20 protein-coding genes are annotated in these 20,381 nt (G+C 47.5%); 13 read left to right on the top strand and 7 right to left on the bottom strand.

The genetic code is table 11. The features are described 5' to 3' along the window. The first annotated feature begins 15 nt into the window (after window positions 1-15). The 4 genes from gstA to EAE30_RS10045 all read left to right on the top strand — a co-directional run bounded on the left by gstA (window position 16) and on the right by EAE30_RS10045 (window position 6,006). On the top strand, window positions 16-618 hold the full coding sequence (gene gstA / locus EAE30_RS10060) for a glutathione transferase GstA (RefSeq protein WP_123015792.1): 603 nt from the start codon (window positions 16-18) through the stop codon (window positions 616-618). Window positions 619-822: 204 nt separating this feature from the next. Further along, on the top strand, window positions 823-1,509 hold the full coding sequence (gene imuA, locus EAE30_RS10055; protein ID WP_123015791.1) for a translesion DNA synthesis-associated protein ImuA: 687 nt from the start codon (window positions 823-825) through the stop codon (window positions 1,507-1,509). Window positions 1,510-1,513: 4 nt separating this feature from the next. After that, window positions 1,514-2,914, top strand: coding sequence for a Y-family DNA polymerase (locus tag EAE30_RS10050; protein ID WP_123015790.1), 1,401 nt, complete (start codon window positions 1,514-1,516; stop codon window positions 2,912-2,914). Between the two features lie 8 nt (window positions 2,915-2,922). Beyond that, entirely contained in the window at window positions 2,923-6,006 is a 3,084-nt protein-coding gene (locus tag EAE30_RS10045) for an error-prone DNA polymerase (protein WP_123015789.1), read from the top strand. Between the two features lie 63 nt (window positions 6,007-6,069). Here the strand turns inward: EAE30_RS10045 and EAE30_RS10040 are convergent, their stop codons facing one another. Further along, window positions 6,070-6,957: a LysR family transcriptional regulator gene (locus EAE30_RS10040; RefSeq protein WP_199287086.1), complete on the bottom strand. Its 888-nt coding sequence runs from the start codon at window positions 6,955-6,957 to the stop codon at window positions 6,070-6,072. A gap of 103 nt (window positions 6,958-7,060) precedes the next feature. Between EAE30_RS10040 and EAE30_RS10035 the strand changes: the two genes are divergently transcribed. Next, entirely contained in the window at window positions 7,061-8,563 is a 1,503-nt protein-coding gene (locus EAE30_RS10035; protein WP_123015787.1) for an MFS transporter, read from the top strand. Between the two features lie 22 nt (window positions 8,564-8,585). Beyond that, window positions 8,586-8,852: a hypothetical protein gene (locus EAE30_RS10030; RefSeq protein ID WP_123015786.1), complete on the top strand. Its 267-nt coding sequence runs from the start codon at window positions 8,586-8,588 to the stop codon at window positions 8,850-8,852. Between the two features lie 127 nt (window positions 8,853-8,979). Here the strand turns inward: EAE30_RS10030 and EAE30_RS10025 are convergent, their stop codons facing one another. Both EAE30_RS10025 and EAE30_RS10020 read right to left on the bottom strand, forming a co-directional pair. After that, window positions 8,980-9,330 carry a DMT family protein gene (locus tag EAE30_RS10025; protein ID WP_123017328.1) on the bottom strand — a complete coding sequence of 117 codons (351 nt, stop codon included), beginning with the start codon at window positions 9,328-9,330 and terminating at the stop codon, window positions 8,980-8,982. A 263-nt stretch (window positions 9,331-9,593) separates the two neighbouring features. Then, the gene (locus tag EAE30_RS10020; protein WP_123015785.1) at window positions 9,594-10,010 is read right to left on the bottom strand and encodes a hypothetical protein; all 417 of its coding nucleotides are present in this window, start codon (window positions 10,008-10,010) and stop codon (window positions 9,594-9,596) included. 226 nt (window positions 10,011-10,236) lie between these two features. Between EAE30_RS10020 and EAE30_RS10015 the strand changes: the two genes are divergently transcribed. Together EAE30_RS10015 and EAE30_RS10010 are read left to right on the top strand one after the other, a co-directional pair. Then, window positions 10,237-11,082 (top strand): AraC family transcriptional regulator, encoded by an 846-nt coding sequence (locus EAE30_RS10015; protein ID WP_123015784.1) that lies wholly within the window; start codon window positions 10,237-10,239, stop codon window positions 11,080-11,082. Between the two features lie 176 nt (window positions 11,083-11,258). After that, the gene (locus EAE30_RS10010) at window positions 11,259-11,810 is read left to right on the top strand and encodes a hypothetical protein (protein WP_199287085.1); all 552 of its coding nucleotides are present in this window, start codon (window positions 11,259-11,261) and stop codon (window positions 11,808-11,810) included. A gap of 70 nt (window positions 11,811-11,880) precedes the next feature. Here the strand turns inward: EAE30_RS10010 and EAE30_RS10005 are convergent, their stop codons facing one another. Next, window positions 11,881-12,204 (bottom strand): DUF1244 domain-containing protein, encoded by a 324-nt coding sequence (locus EAE30_RS10005; protein WP_123015783.1) that lies wholly within the window; start codon window positions 12,202-12,204, stop codon window positions 11,881-11,883. 299 nt (window positions 12,205-12,503) lie between these two features. On the opposite strand from EAE30_RS10005, the gene EAE30_RS10000 reads away from it, so the two are divergent. Then, the gene (locus EAE30_RS10000) at window positions 12,504-13,688 is read left to right on the top strand and encodes a NupC/NupG family nucleoside CNT transporter (RefSeq protein WP_123015782.1); all 1,185 of its coding nucleotides are present in this window, start codon (window positions 12,504-12,506) and stop codon (window positions 13,686-13,688) included. 137 nt (window positions 13,689-13,825) lie between these two features. Here EAE30_RS10000 and EAE30_RS09995 read toward each other — a convergent pair whose 3' ends face one another. Together EAE30_RS09995 and EAE30_RS09990 are read right to left on the bottom strand one after the other, a co-directional pair. Next, complete coding sequence (locus tag EAE30_RS09995; protein WP_241967755.1) at window positions 13,826-14,284, bottom strand: DUF3574 domain-containing protein; 459 nt, start codon at window positions 14,282-14,284, stop codon at window positions 13,826-13,828. Window positions 14,285-14,533: 249 nt separating this feature from the next. Continuing rightward, window positions 14,534-14,773: a hypothetical protein gene (locus EAE30_RS09990; protein WP_123015781.1), complete on the bottom strand. Its 240-nt coding sequence runs from the start codon at window positions 14,771-14,773 to the stop codon at window positions 14,534-14,536. Window positions 14,774-15,055: 282 nt separating this feature from the next. Here EAE30_RS09990 and EAE30_RS09985 point away from each other — a divergent pair, with 282 nt between their 5' ends. The 4 genes from EAE30_RS09985 to EAE30_RS09970 all read left to right on the top strand — a co-directional run bounded on the left by EAE30_RS09985 (window position 15,056) and on the right by EAE30_RS09970 (window position 18,366). Then, window positions 15,056-16,036: a TRAP transporter substrate-binding protein gene (locus tag EAE30_RS09985; RefSeq protein ID WP_123015780.1), complete on the top strand. Its 981-nt coding sequence runs from the start codon at window positions 15,056-15,058 to the stop codon at window positions 16,034-16,036. Next, window positions 16,033-16,545, top strand: coding sequence for a TRAP transporter small permease subunit (locus EAE30_RS09980; protein WP_241967754.1), 513 nt, complete (start codon window positions 16,033-16,035; stop codon window positions 16,543-16,545). The genes EAE30_RS09985 and EAE30_RS09980 overlap by 4 nt, the downstream gene beginning before the upstream one ends. Before the next feature lie 20 nt (window positions 16,546-16,565). Further along, entirely contained in the window at window positions 16,566-17,876 is a 1,311-nt protein-coding gene (locus EAE30_RS09975) for a TRAP transporter large permease (protein WP_123015779.1), read from the top strand. Window positions 17,877-18,033: 157 nt separating this feature from the next. After that, entirely contained in the window at window positions 18,034-18,366 is a 333-nt protein-coding gene (locus EAE30_RS09970) for a PBPRA1643 family SWIM/SEC-C metal-binding motif protein (RefSeq protein WP_123015778.1), read from the top strand. Window positions 18,367-18,464: 98 nt separating this feature from the next. Here EAE30_RS09970 and EAE30_RS09965 read toward each other — a convergent pair whose 3' ends face one another. Continuing rightward, the gene (locus tag EAE30_RS09965) at window positions 18,465-20,030 is read right to left on the bottom strand and encodes a cryptochrome/photolyase family protein (protein ID WP_123015777.1); all 1,566 of its coding nucleotides are present in this window, start codon (window positions 20,028-20,030) and stop codon (window positions 18,465-18,467) included. Window positions 20,031-20,381 lie beyond the last annotated feature (351 nt).

Here is a 20,381-nt window from a genome sequence, read left to right as displayed (position 1 = left end):
AGGAAATCCGTGATTATGAAATTATATTTTACTCCAGGGGCCTGTTCTGTTTCGCCACACATTGTTTTAGAAGAACTCGGTTTCGCTCACCAATTAGAGCAAGTCGATCTGAAAACAAAACGCACGGTCAGTGGTGACGACTATTTGGCTGTCACACAAAAAGGGTATGTGCCGGCTTTAGAGCTCGATAACGGCCATATTCTGACGGAAGGTCTTGTCATTGCGCAATTCCTGGCCGATTTAAAACCAGAAGCGAATCTGATTCCAGCCTCTGGCGAAGAGCGTTATCAACTGCAAAGCTTAATGGTGTACATTTCAACAGAATTACACAAAGGTCTGGGGGCGCTATTTAACCCTAATATCACCCCTCAGCAGCGTGAGAACGTGCTTTCTGGTCTTGCCAAGCGTTTTCAATGGATCGAAGCGCAAATTGGCGACAATGGCTTTGTCTTTGGGGAGCACTTCACCATCGCTGACGCGTATTTATTTACCGTGCTTAACTGGACTCGCTTCCTCGAAGTGGATATGAGCGATTATCCTGGTTTGCAAGCGTATCTACAGCGCCATGATGAGCGCCCGTCGGTACAAGCGGCCTTAAAAGCGGAAGGTCTCATTTAACACTTATCCGTTCATCTTATCGAGAAAACCGAGCCGCGCTCGGTTTTTTTCGTTCTGTATGTCTCACAACTAACCTCATCTATCTACTGATCTTTTTCTCTGCTTCACGACGCGAGCAACGTGACAACACCGCTTCGCCCCTGAGTTTTCTCTTGATTGTTGCTTAACGCGCAATATACTGTATATATATACAGGTGGTGAGCGATGAATGAATTAATAACGGAACTCAAAAATAAACACTGGTTATGGCAAGGCACTCTAGCCTCTTGTCATGGCGTCTCTGAGACGACAAAACACACAACCGGATACCCTGTACTCGATCAGAAACTGATGGGCGGGTTTCCACACAGCGGGGTTGTCGAGCTTCAAAGTCCAGTCGGCATTGGTGAGTTGCGCCTTTTGTTGCCGTATTTGGCTCAAAAGCAGCAACGGTTAACCGTATTCATCAATCCGCCGAGTCCTATCCATAGCGAAGCTCTGATATACGCTGGTTTAACCTTGGATAAAGTGCGGGTCCTTACCCCAAAAACACCAAAAGACGCGTTATGGGCGGCTGAGCAGTGCCTCAAAAGCGGGGCCTGTGAACAAGTATTGTTGTGGCAAAACAACTTGGAAGTCCATCACGCTCGCCGTTTACAAGTGGCCAGTACCACGGGTCAATGCGTGCAATTTTTATTACGCCGTCCGCAGCAGCAAATCTTTTCTTTGCCCGTCACATTGAGCCTGCAATTGCAGCCAGCCGCTCATGGCATCACGGTCACCATCAAAAAGTATAAGGGGGCGTGGCCGAGTGAGCCGTTTACGGTTCCCTATCAAGAGCATTGGCCTGATCTTATTCAGCCTGACACAGACTCCGTGGTTGTGCCTTTTCAGCGCCAAAAACAAGGGTAAGCAGATGAAACATTGGCTATATTTGCACTTTCCTCAGTTGCAATTAGACACCTTATTCGCCGAATCAGCCCAACCGACCGCCTTGGTGCACGGCCACCAGCATAAAATCGTACAACTCAACGCGCTGGCGCGCGCTCAAGGCATTCAAGAAGGAATGGGACTCGCCAGCGCCGCAACGCTGTGCCATGAGCTCAATGTGGTCGCTTATGACCCCAAGATGGAAATCAAAGCATTAGAAGGCATTGCCCAGTGGTTGTATCTTGTCACTTCCGACATTGTTCTCTTTCCTCCACAAGGATTACTGCTGTCTATCACGCCGATGCTGACGCTGTATTCTGGGCTTGAGAATTATTGGCAAGCCATTAGTCAGCACCTTCAAAAACACGCGGTGCATTATCACTACTCAACGGGCTTTTCCCCTTTGTGTGCTCAGTTATTGGCTCATCAACATCAGCAACACTGTCTCACGCTGGATAATGCTCAATTGAAGCGCGCTCTTCTGCCCATTGATTTAACGATGACGGACTTACCCGCTCAACACATCGAATCATTACGTCGTGTAGGAACACAGACCATTGAAGCATTGATAGCCATTCCCTTGGCCGACCTTGCTCGGCGGTTTGACATTGATGTGGTCAATTATGTCGGACGTTTACTGGGTCAATTTCATCATCCATTATCCGAGTATCGCCCCTCCGAGCAATTTGCCGCGCACCTGCCATTACTGTATGAGTTAAGCCATACCCAATGGTTGGAAACGCCGTTACAACGCTTACTGATCCAATTAGAAGCGTTCTTACGCTTACGCAATCAAGTGGCGTATGAGTTAACCCTAACGCTGGTGCAACGTGATCGTCAGACCGCTCAAGTGACCTTTACCGCCGCTCAAGGTGAATACCGCCATGAGGCATGGATCATATTATGCCGCTTACACTTAGAATCCATAACGCTTGAGCACCCCGTGATCGAAATGACCCTCTCGGTTGCTCGCAGCGGCGAGATGGATTCTCAATCTGATGACTTATTTCAAGGACGAACGGGCCAACAATCCGAGTCAGAGTTACTCAGTCTATTGCAAGCGAAACTCGGTCATGAGCACGTGCATCAGCCTTACTTCACAGATGACCCTAGACCAGAGTCAGCCACTCACTATGGCCGGCCACACACCTCGGTCAAGCAGGCGGAACGTCGTGCCCAATTGCGCCCAACCTTATTGTATACGCCACCCCGCGCCTTAACCGATAAGGTCACGATCGTGCAGGGGCCAGAGCGCATCGCGACGGGATGGTGGGACAACAACATCTTGATCAGAGATTACTTCATTGCTCGCAGTCGCGAAGGCCGCTGGTTGTGGATCTACCGAACGCCAGAGAAAAAGTGGTGGGTACATGGTGTTTTTAGTTAGGGGGATGAATGGCTTACGCTGAATTATTTTGTCAAAGCAATTACTCGTTTTTAACGGGGGCTTCTCATCCTGAAGAACTGGTGATTCAAGCGGATTTTTTACGCTACCAAGCCTTAGCGATTACCGATGAATGCTCTGTTGCGGGCGTCGTTCGTGCTCACACAGCGGTTCGTGAGCACCAGTTAGCGCTTCGTTTCATTGTTGGCAGCGTGTTTACTTTGTCCAAGACGTGTCGCTTTGTATTACTGTGTCCCAATCGTGCCGCTTATGCTGAGTTATGCCGGGTTATCTCTAATGCTCGGCGGCGCAGCGAAAAAGGCCATTACCAATTATCTGAGTGGGATATTTTATCACTCAAAGAGTGTTTTATTCTCTGGCTGCCCCAGCACACGGAGCATGATGAAACTTGGGCAACATGGCTAAGCCACACACATCGCGCGCGTTTATGGATCGGCATACAACGCCACCTGACTGCAAATGAATCCTGTTATGTAAGTCATTGCCAATCACTCGCGGCACGTCATCAGCTACCGATTACGGCTTGTGGCGGCGTACTCATGCACAACGCCACTCGCTTACCGCTGCATCATGTATTAACCGCCATCAAGCTCGGCCAACCCGTTACCGACATACAGGCGCATTTACTCACCAACACAGAGCGTGCCCTGCGCAGCCAAAGTAAACTTGCCACGCTTTTTGACCCCGAATGGTGTGAGGAAAGTGTGCGTATTGCCAAGCGCTGTCAATTTCAGCTCGACAGCTTACGCTACGAATACCCCAGTGAACTCGTCCCCAAAGGCCTAACCGCCATGACCCATTTGCGCGCGCTGGTCGAGCAAGGTCAGCAATGGCGCTTTCCCGATGGCGTGCCACCGGACATTGCCCATACTATTGACAAAGAACTGAGCTTAATCGAGGAAATGGACTATGCCTTTTATTTTTTAACCATTCACGACATGGTGCAATTTGCCAAGCAGCGCGGCATTTTATATCAAGGCAGAGGCTCTGCAGCAAACTCGGTGGTGTGCTATTGCCTTGCCATCACCTCAGTGGATCCTCGCCAGATTTCGGTTTTATTTGAACGTTTCATTAGTAAAGAGCGCAATGAGCCACCGGATATCGATGTCGATTTTGAACATGAGCGACGCGAAGAAGTCATTCAATACCTCTATAAAAAATACGGTCGCCAACGCGCAGCCCTTGCGGCGACGGTGATCAGTTATCGCTTTAAAAGTGCGGTCCGTGATGTCGGTAAAGCGCTGGGTATTGACCGTGCACAATTGGATTTTTTTATTCAAAACGTCAATCGCCGTGATCGAGAGAAAGACTGGCAAGCACAGATTCTGGAATTAGGATTGGCGCCCAACTCCGCTCAAGGGCAACAGTTTATTCAACTGATACAGGAAGTCTTAGGATTTCCTCGGCACTTATCTCAGCACGTTGGGGGCTTTGTTATCTCTGCTGGCCCTTTGTATGAACTGGTGCCTATAGAAAATGCCGCAATGGCAGATCGCACGATTATTCAATGGGATAAAAATGATATAGAAAGCTTAGGGCTGCTGAAAGTCGATGTATTGGCCTTAGGCATGCTTACCGCCATTCGCAAATGTTTTGATATTATTCAACACCAGACTGGCGCAAGATTAACCCTTGCTGACATCACCGCTCGGCAAGACGACCCCAATGTCTACGCGATGATTCAGCGCGCCGATACCATCGGGGTTTTTCAAATCGAATCACGCGCCCAAATGAGTATGCTGCCGCGCTTAAAACCACGCTGCTATTATGACTTGGTGGTACAAATCGCCATTGTCAGACCCGGCCCGATTCAAGGCGACATGGTACATCCTTACCTCAAACGCCGTGACGGCATTGAAGCCATTAGCTACCCCTCAGAGGAAGTCCGTACCGTATTAGAGCGCACCATGGGCGTCCCTATTTTTCAAGAACAGGTAATTAAACTCGCCATGGTTGCGGCGGGGTTTAGCGGCGGTGAAGCCGATCAATTACGCCGGGCGATGGCGTCTTGGAAAAAAACCGGACAATTAGCCCAATTTAAACACAAGCTCATTCAAGGCATGCAATCGCGTGGTTACCGTACTGAGTTTGCCGAAACTCTCTTTCAACAAATTTGTGGTTTTGGCGAGTACGGTTTCCCAGAAAGTCATTCGGCTTCTTTTGCAGTACTCGCCTATTGCTCTGCATGGCTCAAATACTACTACCCTGAAGCTTTCTACACCGCCCTCTTAAACAGTCTACCCATGGGGTTTTATAGCGCCTCACAGCTGATTCAAGATGCACAGCGTCATCATATCCATATAGATCCGGTCTGCATCAATCATTCGCACTACGACCATACGGTGGTTGCCTACCGCACCACCTCAACCACGTGCTATTCCATTCGCTTAGGCTTACGACAAGTTAAAGGGTTGAGCCAGCAAGGAGCCAAACAATTAGTTGCCAGCCGTCCCACCAACGGTTATCACACCATGAGCGAACTCAAACGCATATCACTTTCCCGCAAAGATATGGAAGCCTTGGCGTCCGCCAATGCCATGTCGATGCTGGCCGAGCATCGCTATGCCACTCGTTGGACAATGATGGACACCCTCAGTGATTTACCATTATTTCAACACGTCATCGAGGAGAGTGCGCCATTACAGCGAGCCCCTAGCGCGGCAGAGGATCTCATTGAAGATTATGCCGCGACGGGGCTTTCGCTTTCGCATCATCCCATTACTCTATTAGAGCAATCGGGGATGTTACCACGCTTTGTACGCCATCAAGATTTACGCCACCAGCCGAATGGGGGCATGGTGACAGTGGTTGGCGTAGTGACAGGCAGACAAGCCCCTGGCACAGCGACCAGCATTACGTTTGTGACGTTAGAAGATGACACGGGCAACACCAATGTCGTGGTCTGGCAAGCGACAGCACGCGCGCAAAAGCAAACTTTTCTCAATGCTAAGCTTATGCTAGTGAAAGGGATTTTAGAAAAAGAAGGCGATGTCACTCATGTCATCGCAGGTAAGCTGATTGATTTAACCGAGCATTTAGCCACATTAACGGCTCCCTCACGAGATTTTCATTAATAGGATAAATCGATAACTGTCATACAAGGTAGTTCCCTTGCAACTGAACCCCCTCACTCAAGGCTAAAAATGGGTGTGCTCGACCAGATAATCGATTAAGGCTCGGCAATGGCGTCGAACACGGTGATCACCGGTAAACACGACGTTGATGTCTTGCTTGGGTAAACGCCAATCTTGGAATACCTCAACAAACTCTCCGCTTTGTAACTGCTCTTTGATAAGCCACTCAGGCAGAATGGCCATTCCTAACCCCGCTTGAACCATGGAGCGGATGGCCGTGGAGGAGTTAGCACGAAACTTAGGCGAAAACTTGAATGGAAAGGTCTGCCCATCACTATGATGTAACGTCCAGTGGTTGGCGTTTTTAAGGTTACTGTTCGCAATCCAAGGCGCGGTTTGTATCTCCTCTAATGAGGATAACGGGTTTTGTGCTAACCACTTGGCAGAGCACACCAGCATAATAGAGAAGCAGCCAAGCTTACGGCTTTTTAGCGTAGAGTCTTCCAGCGTGCCTAACCTTACAGCCAGATCAATGTTCTCATTCACCAATTTATTGAGCGATGAGTCCGCATGAAAGCTGATATTGAGCTCCGGATGAATATGGCAAAACTCCCCAATCAGTGGAATCAGGCAGGCTTCGCCAAACTCGACGGTGGATGACACTCTTAAATGGCCGCTTAAAGAGTGATGTTTGGCAAACACATTACCTAAGGAAGCGTGAATATCAGAAAAGATGCTTTGAAAATCATTATAAAGTAGCTCTCCTGCCTCGGTCATAATAAATCCGCGTGAGTTACGAATCAGCAATGGCACATTGAGTGAGTCTTCTAACGATTTGATATGAATACTGACCATGGCTTTACTCATAAATAACTGGTCCGCAGCTTTAGTAAAGGAGCCACTATTCACTACCGTGATAAACGTATGAATACGTTTAATGTTATTAAACATTATTGTTAACCCTAATTGAACTCAGCGTTTACTTTAAACAGCTCACAGCAGTGAGTCAAATCGGATAAAATCCTGCGTCATTCGACTTTAAACTAGATTTCCTATGGCTTACCGTTATCGTATCGCGCTGATTTTCTTACTCGGCTTTTTCATTGATTGCATTAATATCTTTATGTCGGCCATTGCTCTTCCCGATATCGCGCAAGAGTTGTCCATGTCAGAATCAAGCGTGGCTTGGGTGGCCAATAGTTACATTCTGGGCTTAACGCTGATTATTCCGATCAGTCAATGGTTAGCGAGTAAGTTTGGCGCAAGGCATACCATGACCGCCTCCATGCTTATTTTTTCACTCGGCGCACTGTGTTCTGGTCTGGCCCATGACTTTTACTCGCTCGTCTTGTTTCGCTTCCTTCAAGGCGTCGGTGGCGGGTTACTGATCCCTGTAGGCCAAGCGCTAACGTTTAATTTATTTAAAAACAAAGAAAGAACCCACATATCCACCTTCATCATGAGTGTGGCCTTAATTGCGCCGACGCTTTCACCGAGCATCGGTGGCATTATTGTTGATCATGCCTCGTGGCGCTGGGTCTTTCTCAGTAATATTCCTTTTAGCTTGCTAACCGCAGTACTCGCGGCCTGTTGGATCCACTCCGAAACCAAAAAAGCGATGACACCGGATATCAGAGGGCTTCTTTATATCAGTGCTTCCCTCGCAGCGCTGCTCATTGGTCTTTCTATTTATGCGAATGCCAGTTCAAAACTCCTCCCCCTACTGTTTGTGATTACTGGCTTAGGATTTACCGCTATTTATTTACGTCATTATCGTAAAACGGCGCATGCCATTGTGGATTTGAGCGTACTGAAAAATACCCATATGCGCTTTTCTGTCTTGGTCTATTTAGCGGTGCCGGGCGTGTTCACAGGGGTAAATTTGCTCAATATCTTCTTCTTGCAAGAGGTGTTGGGTTGGTCTGCCCAAAAAACCGGAATGTTGATGGTACTGTATGGCGCCGGCTCTTTTGTTGCGATTATCGTCGGTGGGCGGCTCTATAATCGCATTGGCGCTCGAACCCTATTTTTATTTGGTGTGTTGGTGCATTCGGCTGGTATTGCCGTGTTATTTTGTGTGGGTCAAGGTTCCAATATACCGCTGCTTATTATGGCGTATATCTTGATGGGCCTCGGCGGCGGTGTCAGTGCAAATACGGCACAAACCACCGCAATGATGGACTTTGACGACGCCACCTTAACGAAGGCCAGCGCGGTTTGGAACCTCAACCGTCAGATGTCATTTAGCCTTGGCGCGGCTTTTTTCACGCTTTTGTTCAACGTATTGCAACACTACACCAATGACATGTCGGCATATCAACTGACATTCCTACTTGCGGCCTTTATTGGTCTCACGCCTTTATTGGTCTCACGCCTTTATTGGTCATCAAACAACTTAACCGAATTAACCGAAAATAAAACAAGGATTTATCATCATGTTACCCGAGAAAGAATTAATCGCCATTGCCAAGCAAAGTGTGCTCGATCTGCATGTGTGGATTCAAGACGTCTTTACCGGCAGCGACGCGCAAGATGCCTCGCTAGAGACACTGATTAATAGCTTTTGCCCCTCTTTTACCATGATAACGACCACGGGAAGCATCGTCGGTCAATCTCAAGTAGAAGCCTTGTTTCGCCAAAACACAGGGACACGCCCATCACTTTCTATCATTATTGAACAGTGTGAGCCATTACTCGTGAATGCAGACAGCGTGGTTCTGCGCTATCGTGAAATTCACCAAGAAGCTCAGGCACACTCGTCGCGCTATTCCGTGGTGATCATTGATATCAAAGATGGCAAGCCACTATGGCGCTACCTGCAGGAAACCGCCAGCGCACAGGCATGATTCACCTGTCAGGAGGCTTTCATAGTAGCGGTTCTATCAACCCTGAACTTTGACCATCGGTCAGCTTGCGTGGAATACGAAGCTGACCTTGTTGTCATAGAGAACCAATGCCAAGCAAATTAATCGGTTAGGCAAATCTACTACGGAACATAAAATACACCGCTCCTACAAGGCAGAGTCCGGCCCAAAGATAATCGAGCTTCAGCGGCTCTTTTAAGTACATCACTGAAAACGGAACGAACACAGTCAGCGTAATGACTTCTTGTATGATCTTGAGCTGACCAACCGACAGCACACTGTAACCGATCCGGTTTGCAGGGACTTGAAAGAGATATTCAAGTAACGCAATCCCCCAACTGATCAAAGCAGCGATAACCCAAGGTTTATTCCCGAGTTCTTTAAGATGCGCATACCAAGCAAATGTCATGAAAATATTACTGCAGAGCAGCAATGAGATTGATACGATGATTGGATTCATAAGGGTTATCTTCTTACATAATAGTGAGTAAACAGCAGCGCTCTGCCGTATAACATCTTTTCTTAGTGCTTTATCAGTTACTGAAAGCCCTAAAAGATATATCACATACCTGTATGAGGATAAAAGTGAAAATTAATCCATGACGATGCGTACACTGGCCGGCTACGTTCGATGTAATACACCGACCAAGAGCAACATTCGCGTGACGCTGTCGGGAGCGCCTCACTCGGAAGCCCTCCCTTTAGCCGCTCAACAATATAAGCTTATTGGTTACTCTGTTCCACCGCCCTTTTCTGGTCTGAAAGCAGAGTCTCAGCTAAAGTCAGCGCCTCATCTTTGCTTGCGACCATCAGCATCGGATAGCCCCAAAATTTTTCATAAACCAACGCGAAGGCTTTCGTCGCGACCCGTTTGGCGAGATTCGGTTCGATATAGATAGCCGCTTTAACAAAGGCGGTTAATTCGCTTTTGTGCTGTTTCATCCAACGCGATGTTTGCTTCATATCTTCTGACGAATGTTCGTGATCGCCTTTATCCAACCCCTCATCATTCAGTAACACGAAGACGGTCTTACGGGCTAACAATGCCTCAAAGTCAGCAAATGGCGATGCATTAGCGTCGGCACTCGGTGTATTAAAGCACATCCAGACAAGGGGAAACTGCGACGTATCAATCTGCATAGCAAAACTCCTTCAAAACATCTCAAAACATACAACAAGACCGCAGCGAATAGACGAGGCTCTCTCTAAGACAACCTCTTTTCTCAATCCAGTCACGCTGGCCGACTGCGTTTCTATTAAGATACTGACAGAGTTGCTGGACGTCATTGCATGATTTAGCCATACTATTTTTCAATTCGGCCATTTTTATCGTGCATCATCTTCGCTTTGAGGTTCAAAACTGACTATGTCTCGCATTGCCATCACCGATCTGATCACCACCCAAGATGTGGATAATGTCCCTCGCCCGACGGTGGCGCTGAGTGCGACCTCAGTCACTCAGGACTGGGAACATGCCCAACACCAGCATAATAAGGCACAACTGCTTTACTCGGTTCGCGGCATCCTCAACTGCGAAGTCGAAGACGGAGTCTGGATTGTCCCACCGCAGTGCGCGGTATGGATACCTGGAAACTTACCGCATTCGGCACGGGGATCTGGCGAAACCGAGTGTTACTGCCTATTCGTCGATGCCGATGCTGCCCCAGATCTTCCTAAGACCTGCTGTACCCTTTCCGTATCACCGCTCATGCGTGAGTTACTGGTTAAAGTGGTCAGTTTTCCTGCGTTGTATGAACTAGGCAGTCGAGAAGAACGCCTGATCGCCACTTTATTGGATGAGTTGGCCGTGGCTCCCGTTGAAAACTTGCACCTGCCCATGCCAAGGGATCCAAGATTGCGCCAACTGGCTGAAATGCTATTGGCGGATCCGACAGACAAAGCATTGAAAAAGGAGTGGGCGGCTCGTATTGGCATGAGTGAACGCAATATGAGTCGGCTTCTGCTACACGAAATCGGTATGAACTTTGGACGTTGGCGCCGGCAACTGCATGTGATCCTGGCACTCCAGCGCCTGACCAAAGGTGAAAGCGTGCAGACCGTAGCGTTAGGATTGGGCTACGAAAATGCCAGCGGCTTCGTCACCATGTTCCGCAAGGCCGTCGGCCAGCCCCCCGCTCAATATCTCTCCGATCGTATGGCAGATAACGCGCCGGCCTCGCCACGCGGCATTATTCTCCCCGAGCATATTTAACACCGATTAAAATAGCGGGGCATCGCTGAGCTCGCCTCTTCCCATCCGACTCTCGCCTTCCATGCTTGAGGCACGTGTATTTGGCCGTATTGCATAATAATATGGCCAATTATCGCAATGACTCCTGCCTGTATTCATTGTTAAATAGGGTGTATAAATATAAATGAGTATTATTTATGCCTAAAGCCACCACAAATGAACCACCTCGTTGGTCAGTCAACAAAGGCACGCAACCCACTACTTGCAGCGTCACAAGAGAAATGACGATGGCATTGCACTCTCATCCACGTTACGTCTCGACCCTTTCCCAACAGGATAGAATCGCTCTGTTCTGGCTCACCACTGGGATCGCCGCCGTGATGTTTGTTACGTTCCAGTTGTTCTTCTACATTAACGACTTCGTCAGAGCGCAGGAAGCGACTCCCGTGCTAATGTTTAAACCGAGTGTCCTGTGGGTGTTTCCGGTATTCTATGGCGGCTGGATCGTCACAGTTCTGCTCGCACTGATCGGAACCCGCAGCACTCAGTGGGGGGCGCTGCTGCTCGGTAGCCTGATGGTCGTGATCAATACCGCCGGGGGGATCTCCGACGGATTACGTGATGGCTGGTCCGTGGCTGTTTGCGCCATTTTCTTCATCACTTTACCGGGGGGATTGACCATCATCGCGACTTGGCGCTACCTCAAAGGTCAAGGCGTACAACAAGCCGAGGAAGACCGTGCGCGATGAGGCTGAACGCTTTTCTTCATGCTCATATAAGCTCGCAACGACGTGAGCTTATAGAGAATATAACAGCGCGTTAGCTCTTTTTCTTTTGGCGAGCCTCGAATGCCGCCAGTTGTTCTGGCGTGGCTTGAGGCTGGTGGTTGGCCTTCCACTCTTCATACGTCATACCATAAACGCGTTCGCGTGCATCGTCCAAATCAAGATCGACGCCCAATTGCTCCGCTTCTGCCGCATACCATTTACTAAAACAGTTCCTGCAAAAGCCAGCCAAGGCCATCAAATCGATATTTTGCACGTCTTTATTGTCATCTAAATGTGCCAATAAGCGGCGAAATGCGGCAGCATCAAGCTTATCTTGTTGCTCTTGGGTCAGTTGCTTGTATTTAAATTGTGCCACAATGTGTTCCTTATCCAATTCACAGTTATCTTATAATCGCAAGTCTACACATCGATAGCGCCGAAGCAAGAGGTCGATGCATGGGGTCACCTCCGTTGTACGTGATAGTGCTGCCAGCTTCTTGCCACCACCACAAGAGTATGGGGGCGAAATCGATCTAAGTCTGGAAAAAGTGATGGCGTTCTCTAGTTACTGCCCCCTATTTGGGGTGGGGTGAATAACTCATGCCATATTTATCAATAAGCCTATGGTACACTAGCTTTTTTTGGTTTTGCTGTGTTTATTTAGGGATAATTTATATGCAATCCGTATTACATTTTTGCCTCGCTATTGTGGTGATTTTTGCCCTAGCTCTCTTGGTCAGTTACGACCGTAAACAGATTAAAATTCGTTATATCATTCAGTTAATCGTTATCGAGATACTGCTAGCTTGGTTCTTATTGAATTCAAAGGCGGGCATTGTCGCGGTATCTTCTTTTGCAGGCTTATTCGATGAGTTGATGAAGTTTGCAGGACAAGGCACTGATTTCGTGTTTGGTAACATGAGTAAGCAAGGTCTGGCTTATGTGTTCTTAAACGTCTTATGTCCTATCATTTTTGTTTCCGCTTTGATTGGTATTTTGCAACATTTCCGCATCCTACCTTGGATCATTCGTATTGTTGGTACCGTGCTTTCAAAAGTCAATGGAATGGGAAAACTCGAATCGTTTAACGCGGTCAGTTCCTTGATGCTGGGGCAATCGGAAAACTTCATCGCCTATAAGGGGATTTTGGGTCAGCAATCCCCTCGCCGCATGTACACCATGGCCGCCACCGCGATGTCAACAGTATCCATGTCCATCGTCGGTGCTTACATGTCAATGATTGAAGCGCGTTATGTGGTGGTTGCGCTTATTTTGAATATGTTCAGCACATTCATTTTGTTGTTGATCATCAACCCATACGATGCCAGCGAAGAGCCGGAGCCCGAGCTCCATGAGCTACACGAAAAACAAAGTTTCTTCGAAATGCTGGGGGATTATATTCTGGCCGGTTTCCGTGTCGCGATGATCGTTGCCGCCATGTTAATTGGGTTTATCGCCTTAATTGCTGCCCTCAACGCCCTATTCTCTGCGGTTCTTGGCATCAGTTTCCAAGACTTGATGGGCTATGTCTTCTATCCATTGGCTTGGGTCATCGGCATTGCTAACCAAGATGCCTTGCACGCTGGCAGTATAATGGCGACCAAACTCGTCTCCAACGAATTTGTCGCTATGTTGCAACTGAAAGATATTGCCGATCAATTCACTCCACGCAGTTTGGGGATTTTATCGGTATTTTTGGTCTCATTTGCTAACTTTGCTTCCATTGGCATCGTCGCGGGTGCGATTAAAGGCGTGAATGAAAAACAAGGCAATATCGTGTCTCGTTTTGGTTTCCGCCTTGTCTATGGCTCGACATTAGTCAGCTTACTTTCTGCCGCGGTTGCAGGCCTAGTTCTCTAATAGACAAATACTCTAATAGAACAGTGCTCTAACGGCTCAGCCTCATGCCCAGCAAAAAGCCAACACTCTCGTGTTGGCTTTTTTATTTGGCATATCGCTAAGTATCACCTAACGACACGAGTGCATAGTATGGCCCGTTAGAATGAAACACATTTTATCGCATCAACCCGCATCACAGATTCTTGATCAAACGTCTTTTTATAAAGTGTGCGCAACGTTTCAATGTTCTTCTCACTTTCCGCGGCCTTAATTGGATGAATCAACATCAAGGCATGGCTTCCCTCTTTGGCCACACGGCCATCAGCTCCCAACCACTGACCTTGACCTGTGAACACGGTTAATCCATCACGAAAACGCGGTGTCACTTGTTGATCAATGAAGGCTTGCCACTCTTGGTTCGTAATATCAGGACCCTGTGGACGGCTCATACCAAAATACAGCGTTGTTTCTGCCATTAAGTCCCCCACAGCACATGTCGACGATAAGGTTTCTGCTGGGTTTTGGGTCGATGGGTTACTGCATCCAAAAAGCAGTACACTCGCAGCGAGTACGCTCAGTTTCATCCATTTAGAACGTACAAAATTAGGTGGGGTCATGTATAACTCCATTTATTAGTAGTGAAATGTGTAAAGTCTATCAAAGGCCAATGGTTCGCCGTCTAGCCAAATTCACTATACGACCGCCATCAAAGGCGACTAAGAGTAGCATAATCCTGTATGCGTGGCACCACGAACACCGCTCACTCAAGCGCGGCTATTGATGGCAGGTGATGGCTGCCCCATCATCAAAATGAATGCGCATTCGCATTTATGATGAGCCCTTGCTCGGCACCTTACTGGGTACGATTAAGACTGATGGCCGGTTTTTTGTGCAAGCTTTTGCATCGCCTCAGCAAAAGTGGTGGTTCCCCCCTTAGCTTGAACTTGTACAACCTTATGACCCATCTTTTCTAACTCTCGGCGCTCAACTAACACCGCCTTATCGTTCGGCTCACTGCCGGGTACGGGCTGATGAATATAACATCCCTCAAGCTGACCATCTTCGACGAGCTGGTGGTGTTTTAGTGCGTTAATATCAAAATTCATCGTTCGCCTTTTCGTTTTTTCACTGGGCTAGCCATCGTATGAGCCACAGAGTTCATGATCTTATGCTTTGCACCATAAAACATTTCAAGCCTAAAAAGCTAGTGTTAACCGCCGGATTTATAGGGACACATCTTGACTACTTTGCCTCATCTCAATATTGATGCTTGAGGATTTTTACATTGTTTTGTCGCAGTTAGAGTGGCTTTTGTCGCTTTGCGAATACTTCGTTATAGAAAAGCACATACAGTAAAAACTCCTCTCGACTTCAAGGATGAAGCTACTATGAAACGATATGGACTTTTTGCCCTTTCCGCCATGCTTTGCCATTCTCCAGCCGTCTCTGCTACGACTAAACTGGATTTTTCTAATGAATACAACGCATCCTCTATTCATGCTCAAGGGGATCAGTACTTTATTGATCAAGTTTCTAAGCTCAGTAACGGTGATGTGGATATCACCTTACACACTGGGGGGTCGCTCGGGTTTAAATCGGCCGATAACTTTTATGCGGTCGCGGATGATGCCGTACAAATTGCGGATACATTAGCCGGAAGTATGTCAGGCATTGATCCGCTCTTTCTGGTTTCTTCGTTGCCTTTTTTGGTAGAAAACGACGAGCAGGCGAAGCGTCTTTACGATATCGCCAAACCCTACTATCAAAAAGTCTTTGCCGACAATAATCAGATCTTGTTGTACGCCTCGCCTTGGCCGGCAAGTGGTATTTGGTCCAAACAACCAGTAACAAATCAACAAGAATTAGCGAACTTAAAAATCCGCACCTATGACAAAAATGGCACCCTAACCTTACGCGAAGCAGGAGCAGAACCGGTCAAACTCTCTTGGGCCGATGTAGTGCCACAACTGTCTACCGGTGGTATTAAAGCGGTGTTAACCTCAGCAGATGCAGGAGCAAGTGGTAAGTTTTGGGAGCACCTTCATCACTACAGCGCCATCCAATATGCGATTCCTCTCAATATGGTTCACATGAACAAAGACGAATTTGATGACTTATCCAAAGCCAATCAAAAAGCGATTTTACAAGCCGCCGTCTTGACCGATAAACACAACTGGGAAACCGTTAAAAAGCGTGTCACGCAGAACTACCAAGCGCTGGCCGAACACAACATCACCATTCACAAAGACCTACCTAAACCCTTTATTCACTGGCTACAAACCTCAGCCAAACCCTCGCTCAAAGAGTGGCTGAGCGATACCGGGAAAACTGGGCAAGAGATCATGAACCAATTCGAGAACAGCCAATGATGCTCATTCGATTGATCACCGGCCTTTCCAGACAACTGAATAGGTTGTCTGGCGCACTCGCAATGCTATTAATTGTCTATGTGCTGTGCCATATTTTGCTGGAGATCGGGCTACGTTTGTTTGGCGAATCCACCTATGTATTAGATGAATTCGTCGGTTATACGGTCGCGACACTCACCTTTTTAGGGCTCGGTTACAGCTTGGAGCGTAACAGCCTCATTAAGGTCAATATTCTCAGTGACCAACTGCCTGAACGTTACCACTGGCTACTGGATCTAATCGCCTCTGCCCTATCTTTTGCGGTTTTTACTTGGATAACCTACTACTGGTACATCAATACACTAAGAAGCTTAAAACGTGGTACCACCAGCTCATCGATTGCTGAAACCCCGCTCTGGATACCTGAAACCATGGTGCTCATTGGCCTTGGTTTACTGTGTTTGACGCTGTTTGTACGGATGCTACAGCTACTCTCCACCCGACAAGTCCCACATGTCGAGCCGACTTAATCGCACAAATAGGAATCAATATGGACATTGTATTCACCGCGGCCGCCGTTATTGCACTTATTTTTCTAGTCCTCGGCATGGGAGTTTGGGTCTTTTCTGGGCTAGCTATGGTCGCTCTGCTCTCTTTGGTGATGATTGGTGATGTCAGTTTTCATCGCGCGGGCGCCATTCTCAGCCGGATTGTTTTTCGAGCAGGTAATTCATGGGAGCTATCCGCAATTCCCTTATTCATTTTAATGGGAGAACTCATTTTTCGCTCCGATATTTCAGATCGACTCTTTAAAGGGCTAGAGCCGTGGACGAAAAAACTGCCCGGCGGGATACTGCATACCAACGTATTTGGCTGCGCTCTGTTTGCCGCCGTGAGTGGCTCGAGCGCGGCCACAACCGCAACAGTCGGCAAAATCACCACCACCGAGCTCAAAAAGCGCGGTTACGATCGCCGTTTATCGATTGGCTCATTAGCAGGCGCTGGTAGTTTAGGTCTACTCATTCCCCCTTCCTTGGTAATGATTGTGTATGGCATTCAGTCTGAAGTGTCGATCAGCAAACTCTTCATGGCTGGCATCTTACCGGGGATATTAATTGCGGCGCTGTATTCTGGTTATCTGATTGCACGAGCGTTAATGAACCCATCATTGTGTCCTCCGGAACGTGCTCAGTCGTTCGGCAAGCTCAAAAGTATTGCGCTGCTATTACCGGTGATTTCCTTGATTGTCATTGTAATGGGCGCCATCTACACAGGTATTGCGACCCCATCAGAAGCCGCAGCCGTGGGTGTTTTCGCGACGTTGCTGATCTTATTAAAAGAGCGCCAGCTGACTTTTTTAATGATCAAAGACGCCCTTAGCGCGACATTATTAAGCTCAACCATGGTGTGTAGTATATTGGTGTCAGCGGCATTACTCTCGACCGCAATGGGCTTTTTACATCTGCCATCCGACCTCGCCCAATATATTGCGAGCTTAAACTTATCCCCCGCTTGGCTACTGTTCGCCCTTGCCATTTTCTACGTCATATTAGGCCTCTTTCTGGATGGCATTTCGATTACCGTGATGAGTTTGCCGATTACCCTCCCCATCGTAGTACAAGCGGGCTTTGATCCGATCTGGTTTGGTGTATTCCTCGTCATCTTGATTGAACTCGGACAAATCACCCCACCGGTTGGCTTTAACCTTTTTGTACTGCAAGGGCTCACCGGAGAGAAAATTGGCCAAGTCGCCAAGGCAGCATTTCCGTTCTTTGTCCTGATGTGTACAGCCGCGTTTATTTTATGCCTAATCCCTGATATTGCTTTGTGGTTACCAAGGGTTTTGTCGCCACCAAACTAGCAAGCCCTGAATTATCATTAACAGCGAGTGCACCAGTAATAACATTCATTAGCCGGTTAAGTCCTACCGGTAACGGTCAATAACACTTTACCATTTTGCGATCACGCGTATACTCCCTGCTCCTTTTCGCTGTGCTCCATCACTCAAGAGTCCCTGAATGTCGAAACTATTTTTCAAAGGCCGTATTGAAACCAGAAAGAATCACGTGAAATCTGGTTATAACGTCAACCGTTATATCAAAGCGGGGAGTGCCGACGCCCCGATCACCGTCACCGTGGCTTGTGAAGCACGTAAAACTGAGATCGAGGCCATCACACAAGAACAGGCAATCATCGCCAATATTGTGGTTGATGCCACTCGAGAAGAGAATACCGTAGAACTCGACACGTTATTAAACAGACCGACCACCGCCACGGCTGAAAAGACGCCAAGCCGAAACGAGCCCTGTCTGTGTGGTAGCGGTCAAAAATACAAGAAATGCTGTGCATAAACACCACTGATGCCGCCCTGACCCGGCGGCATACATCACCATCGACACAAACCGTCATCACAACGGTTCTGACAGTGCTAGATTAAAAAGTGACGCTCCTAGAGCGTTTCCAGATGCTTTAAGCACCATTCAGCTCTTTGTAAAATGGCCTGCTTTTGTGTTTCGTCTTGCTTATCCCAACTCCCATAAATCATGCCGATACGATGATTTTTTGCTAGGTACTCTCGATGCTTAACCATAAAGCGCCAGTATAAGCTATTCAAAGGACAGGCTACTTCGCTGGTTTTCTCTTTTACCTTGTAATGGCAATCACCGCAGTAGTCGCTCATCTTCTGTATATAATTTCCACTCGCCGCGTAAGGTTTAGAGGCTATCCAGCCGCCATCTGCGAATTGGCTCATACCACGGGTATTCGGCAGTTCTACCCACTCCAAAGCGTCGATATAAATCCCTAAATACCATTTATCGACTTGCTGCGGCTCAATTTCAGTCAACATACAGAAGTTGCCTGTCACCATTAAGCGTTGAATATGGTGCGCATACGCATAATCGAGCGATTGTCCTATCGCGCTGGCAAGACATTGCATTTTCGTTTGCCCATTCCAGAAGTAGTTCGGCAAATCTCGTTGGGCGTTTAAGGCATTTTGCTGCCCATAATCGGGCATGTTAATCCAGTACATACCACGTACATACTCACGCCAGCCGAGGATTTGCCGTACAAACCCTTCGACTTGGGCAATATCGATATGCTCGCTTTGGCGATAAGCCGAAACCGCAGCGTTGATAACCTGCATTGGACTCATAAATTTCGCATTCAGTGCAAAAGACAAACGCGAATGATACAAACTCCAACGATGAGGCGTTTTGTGCGTCATTGCGTCTTGAAAACGACCAAAGTTTGGCAATAAATGCTGGCAGAAAAAAGTCAATAAATGGCGCGCATCTTGCCGGGTTACTGGCCACAATAAGCTCGATTGGTTTTTCCCAAGAGAGGCAATCCCATGACGCTGAATTCGCTCAAGTATGTGGGTAACATCATGCGCAAAACACAGTGGCTCTGGGATTTCACTTAAATCTTTTGCTTTGAGTTTATTGCGATTCGCGGTGTCGTAGTTCCACTGCCCACCTTCGGGCTGCTTGTCATTCTCCATTAAAATGTGAAAACGCTGACGCATTTTTCGATAGAAGGTTTCCATACGAACCGGCCGTTTGGCTTGAAAAAGATCGGGAATTTCCTCGAAAGGCAGCAAAAAATGTTCGCTATCCACCATAGTAAAACTCGGTGATGAGTGGTTATCCATTAACTGATGATAGTGCTGTAATACTCGATATTCATCGGGCCGCTGTAGTTCGACATGTTCTACACCGTATTGATTGGCGACGCTTAAGATCACCTCTTGTAAACTTTGTTGCTCAGTCTCATCTAGTGTGAGATAACACACATCACGGCCATTGTCTTTTAAGGTATCGGCAAAGCGTTCCATCGCCAGAAAAAACGCGCAGAGCTTTTGAATATGATGTTTGACATAGGTCGCCTCTGGATGGAGCTCCGCAATTAAATACAGCACACCTTGATCTTGCTGTTTAAACCATGAGTGCGCGGCATTAAGCTGATCGCCAAGAATGACACGAAGTGTGTGATAGTGTGGTTGATGATTGCTCATAGTTGATGATTTGATGCTCGTTCAGTGGGTGGCTTTTTAATAGTAAAACATGGCTTGTGGTTCGCAAACAAATCTGGTGCCTTGCCTTTATCGTCTGAGCTGCCACGCATGACAATATCTTGGTGACACGGCATAGGATGACTCTCAATGCACCTTCAAGGCCGCGTCGAATTGCTAAATAAATTGTGCACAATCTAATTGCTTGCAATTTATTTAGCAGCCTGCTAGTTTAATAGTCAGCAGGTGACGAAAAGCACCTTGAGAGATATTCGCATCTTGATCTTGTGTCGCAATACATCATGTTTAGCACATAAGATCGTAAGTTGTCGGTACGAATCGTCAAATTTTTGA

Origin of the sequence: Vibrio zhugei (genome assembly GCF_003716875.1) — a bacterium.
Classification (GTDB): domain Bacteria; phylum Pseudomonadota; class Gammaproteobacteria; order Enterobacterales; family Vibrionaceae; genus Vibrio; species Vibrio zhugei.
Note: the sequence above shows the minus strand (reverse complement) of the source record. Positions and strands in the feature narration are given on the sequence as shown.

Excerpts from the sequence above, each read along its gene's own strand:
- gstA (WP_123015792.1), top strand. The coding sequence starts at position 16 with ATGAAATTATATTTTACTCCAGGGGCCTGTTCTGTTTCGCCACACATT.
- imuA (WP_123015791.1), top strand. The coding sequence starts at position 823 with ATGAATGAATTAATAACGGAACTCAAAAATAAACACTGGTTATGGCAA.
- EAE30_RS10050 (WP_123015790.1), top strand. The coding sequence starts at position 1,514 with ATGAAACATTGGCTATATTTGCACTTTCCTCAGTTGCAATTAGACACC.
- EAE30_RS10045 (WP_123015789.1), top strand. The coding sequence starts at position 2,923 with ATGGCTTACGCTGAATTATTTTGTCAAAGCAATTACTCGTTTTTAACG.
- EAE30_RS10040 (WP_199287086.1), bottom strand. The coding sequence starts at position 6,957 with ATGTTTAATAACATTAAACGTATTCATACGTTTATCACGGTAGTGAAT.
- EAE30_RS10035 (WP_123015787.1), top strand. The coding sequence starts at position 7,061 with ATGGCTTACCGTTATCGTATCGCGCTGATTTTCTTACTCGGCTTTTTC.
- EAE30_RS10030 (WP_123015786.1), top strand. The coding sequence starts at position 8,586 with ATGATAACGACCACGGGAAGCATCGTCGGTCAATCTCAAGTAGAAGCC.
- EAE30_RS10025 (WP_123017328.1), bottom strand. The coding sequence starts at position 9,330 with ATGAATCCAATCATCGTATCAATCTCATTGCTGCTCTGCAGTAATATT.
- EAE30_RS10020 (WP_123015785.1), bottom strand. The coding sequence starts at position 10,010 with ATGCAGATTGATACGTCGCAGTTTCCCCTTGTCTGGATGTGCTTTAAT.
- EAE30_RS10015 (WP_123015784.1), top strand. The coding sequence starts at position 10,237 with ATGTCTCGCATTGCCATCACCGATCTGATCACCACCCAAGATGTGGAT.
- EAE30_RS10010 (WP_199287085.1), top strand. The coding sequence starts at position 11,259 with ATGCCTAAAGCCACCACAAATGAACCACCTCGTTGGTCAGTCAACAAA.
- EAE30_RS10000 (WP_123015782.1), top strand. The coding sequence starts at position 12,504 with ATGCAATCCGTATTACATTTTTGCCTCGCTATTGTGGTGATTTTTGCC.
- EAE30_RS09995 (WP_241967755.1), bottom strand. The coding sequence starts at position 14,284 with ATGACCCCACCTAATTTTGTACGTTCTAAATGGATGAAACTGAGCGTA.
- EAE30_RS09990 (WP_123015781.1), bottom strand. The coding sequence starts at position 14,773 with ATGAATTTTGATATTAACGCACTAAAACACCACCAGCTCGTCGAAGAT.
- EAE30_RS09985 (WP_123015780.1), top strand. The coding sequence starts at position 15,056 with ATGAAACGATATGGACTTTTTGCCCTTTCCGCCATGCTTTGCCATTCT.
- EAE30_RS09980 (WP_241967754.1), top strand. The coding sequence starts at position 16,033 with ATGATGCTCATTCGATTGATCACCGGCCTTTCCAGACAACTGAATAGG.
- EAE30_RS09975 (WP_123015779.1), top strand. The coding sequence starts at position 16,566 with ATGGACATTGTATTCACCGCGGCCGCCGTTATTGCACTTATTTTTCTA.
- EAE30_RS09970 (WP_123015778.1), top strand. The coding sequence starts at position 18,034 with ATGTCGAAACTATTTTTCAAAGGCCGTATTGAAACCAGAAAGAATCAC.
- EAE30_RS09965 (WP_123015777.1), bottom strand. The coding sequence starts at position 20,030 with ATGAGCAATCATCAACCACACTATCACACACTTCGTGTCATTCTTGGC.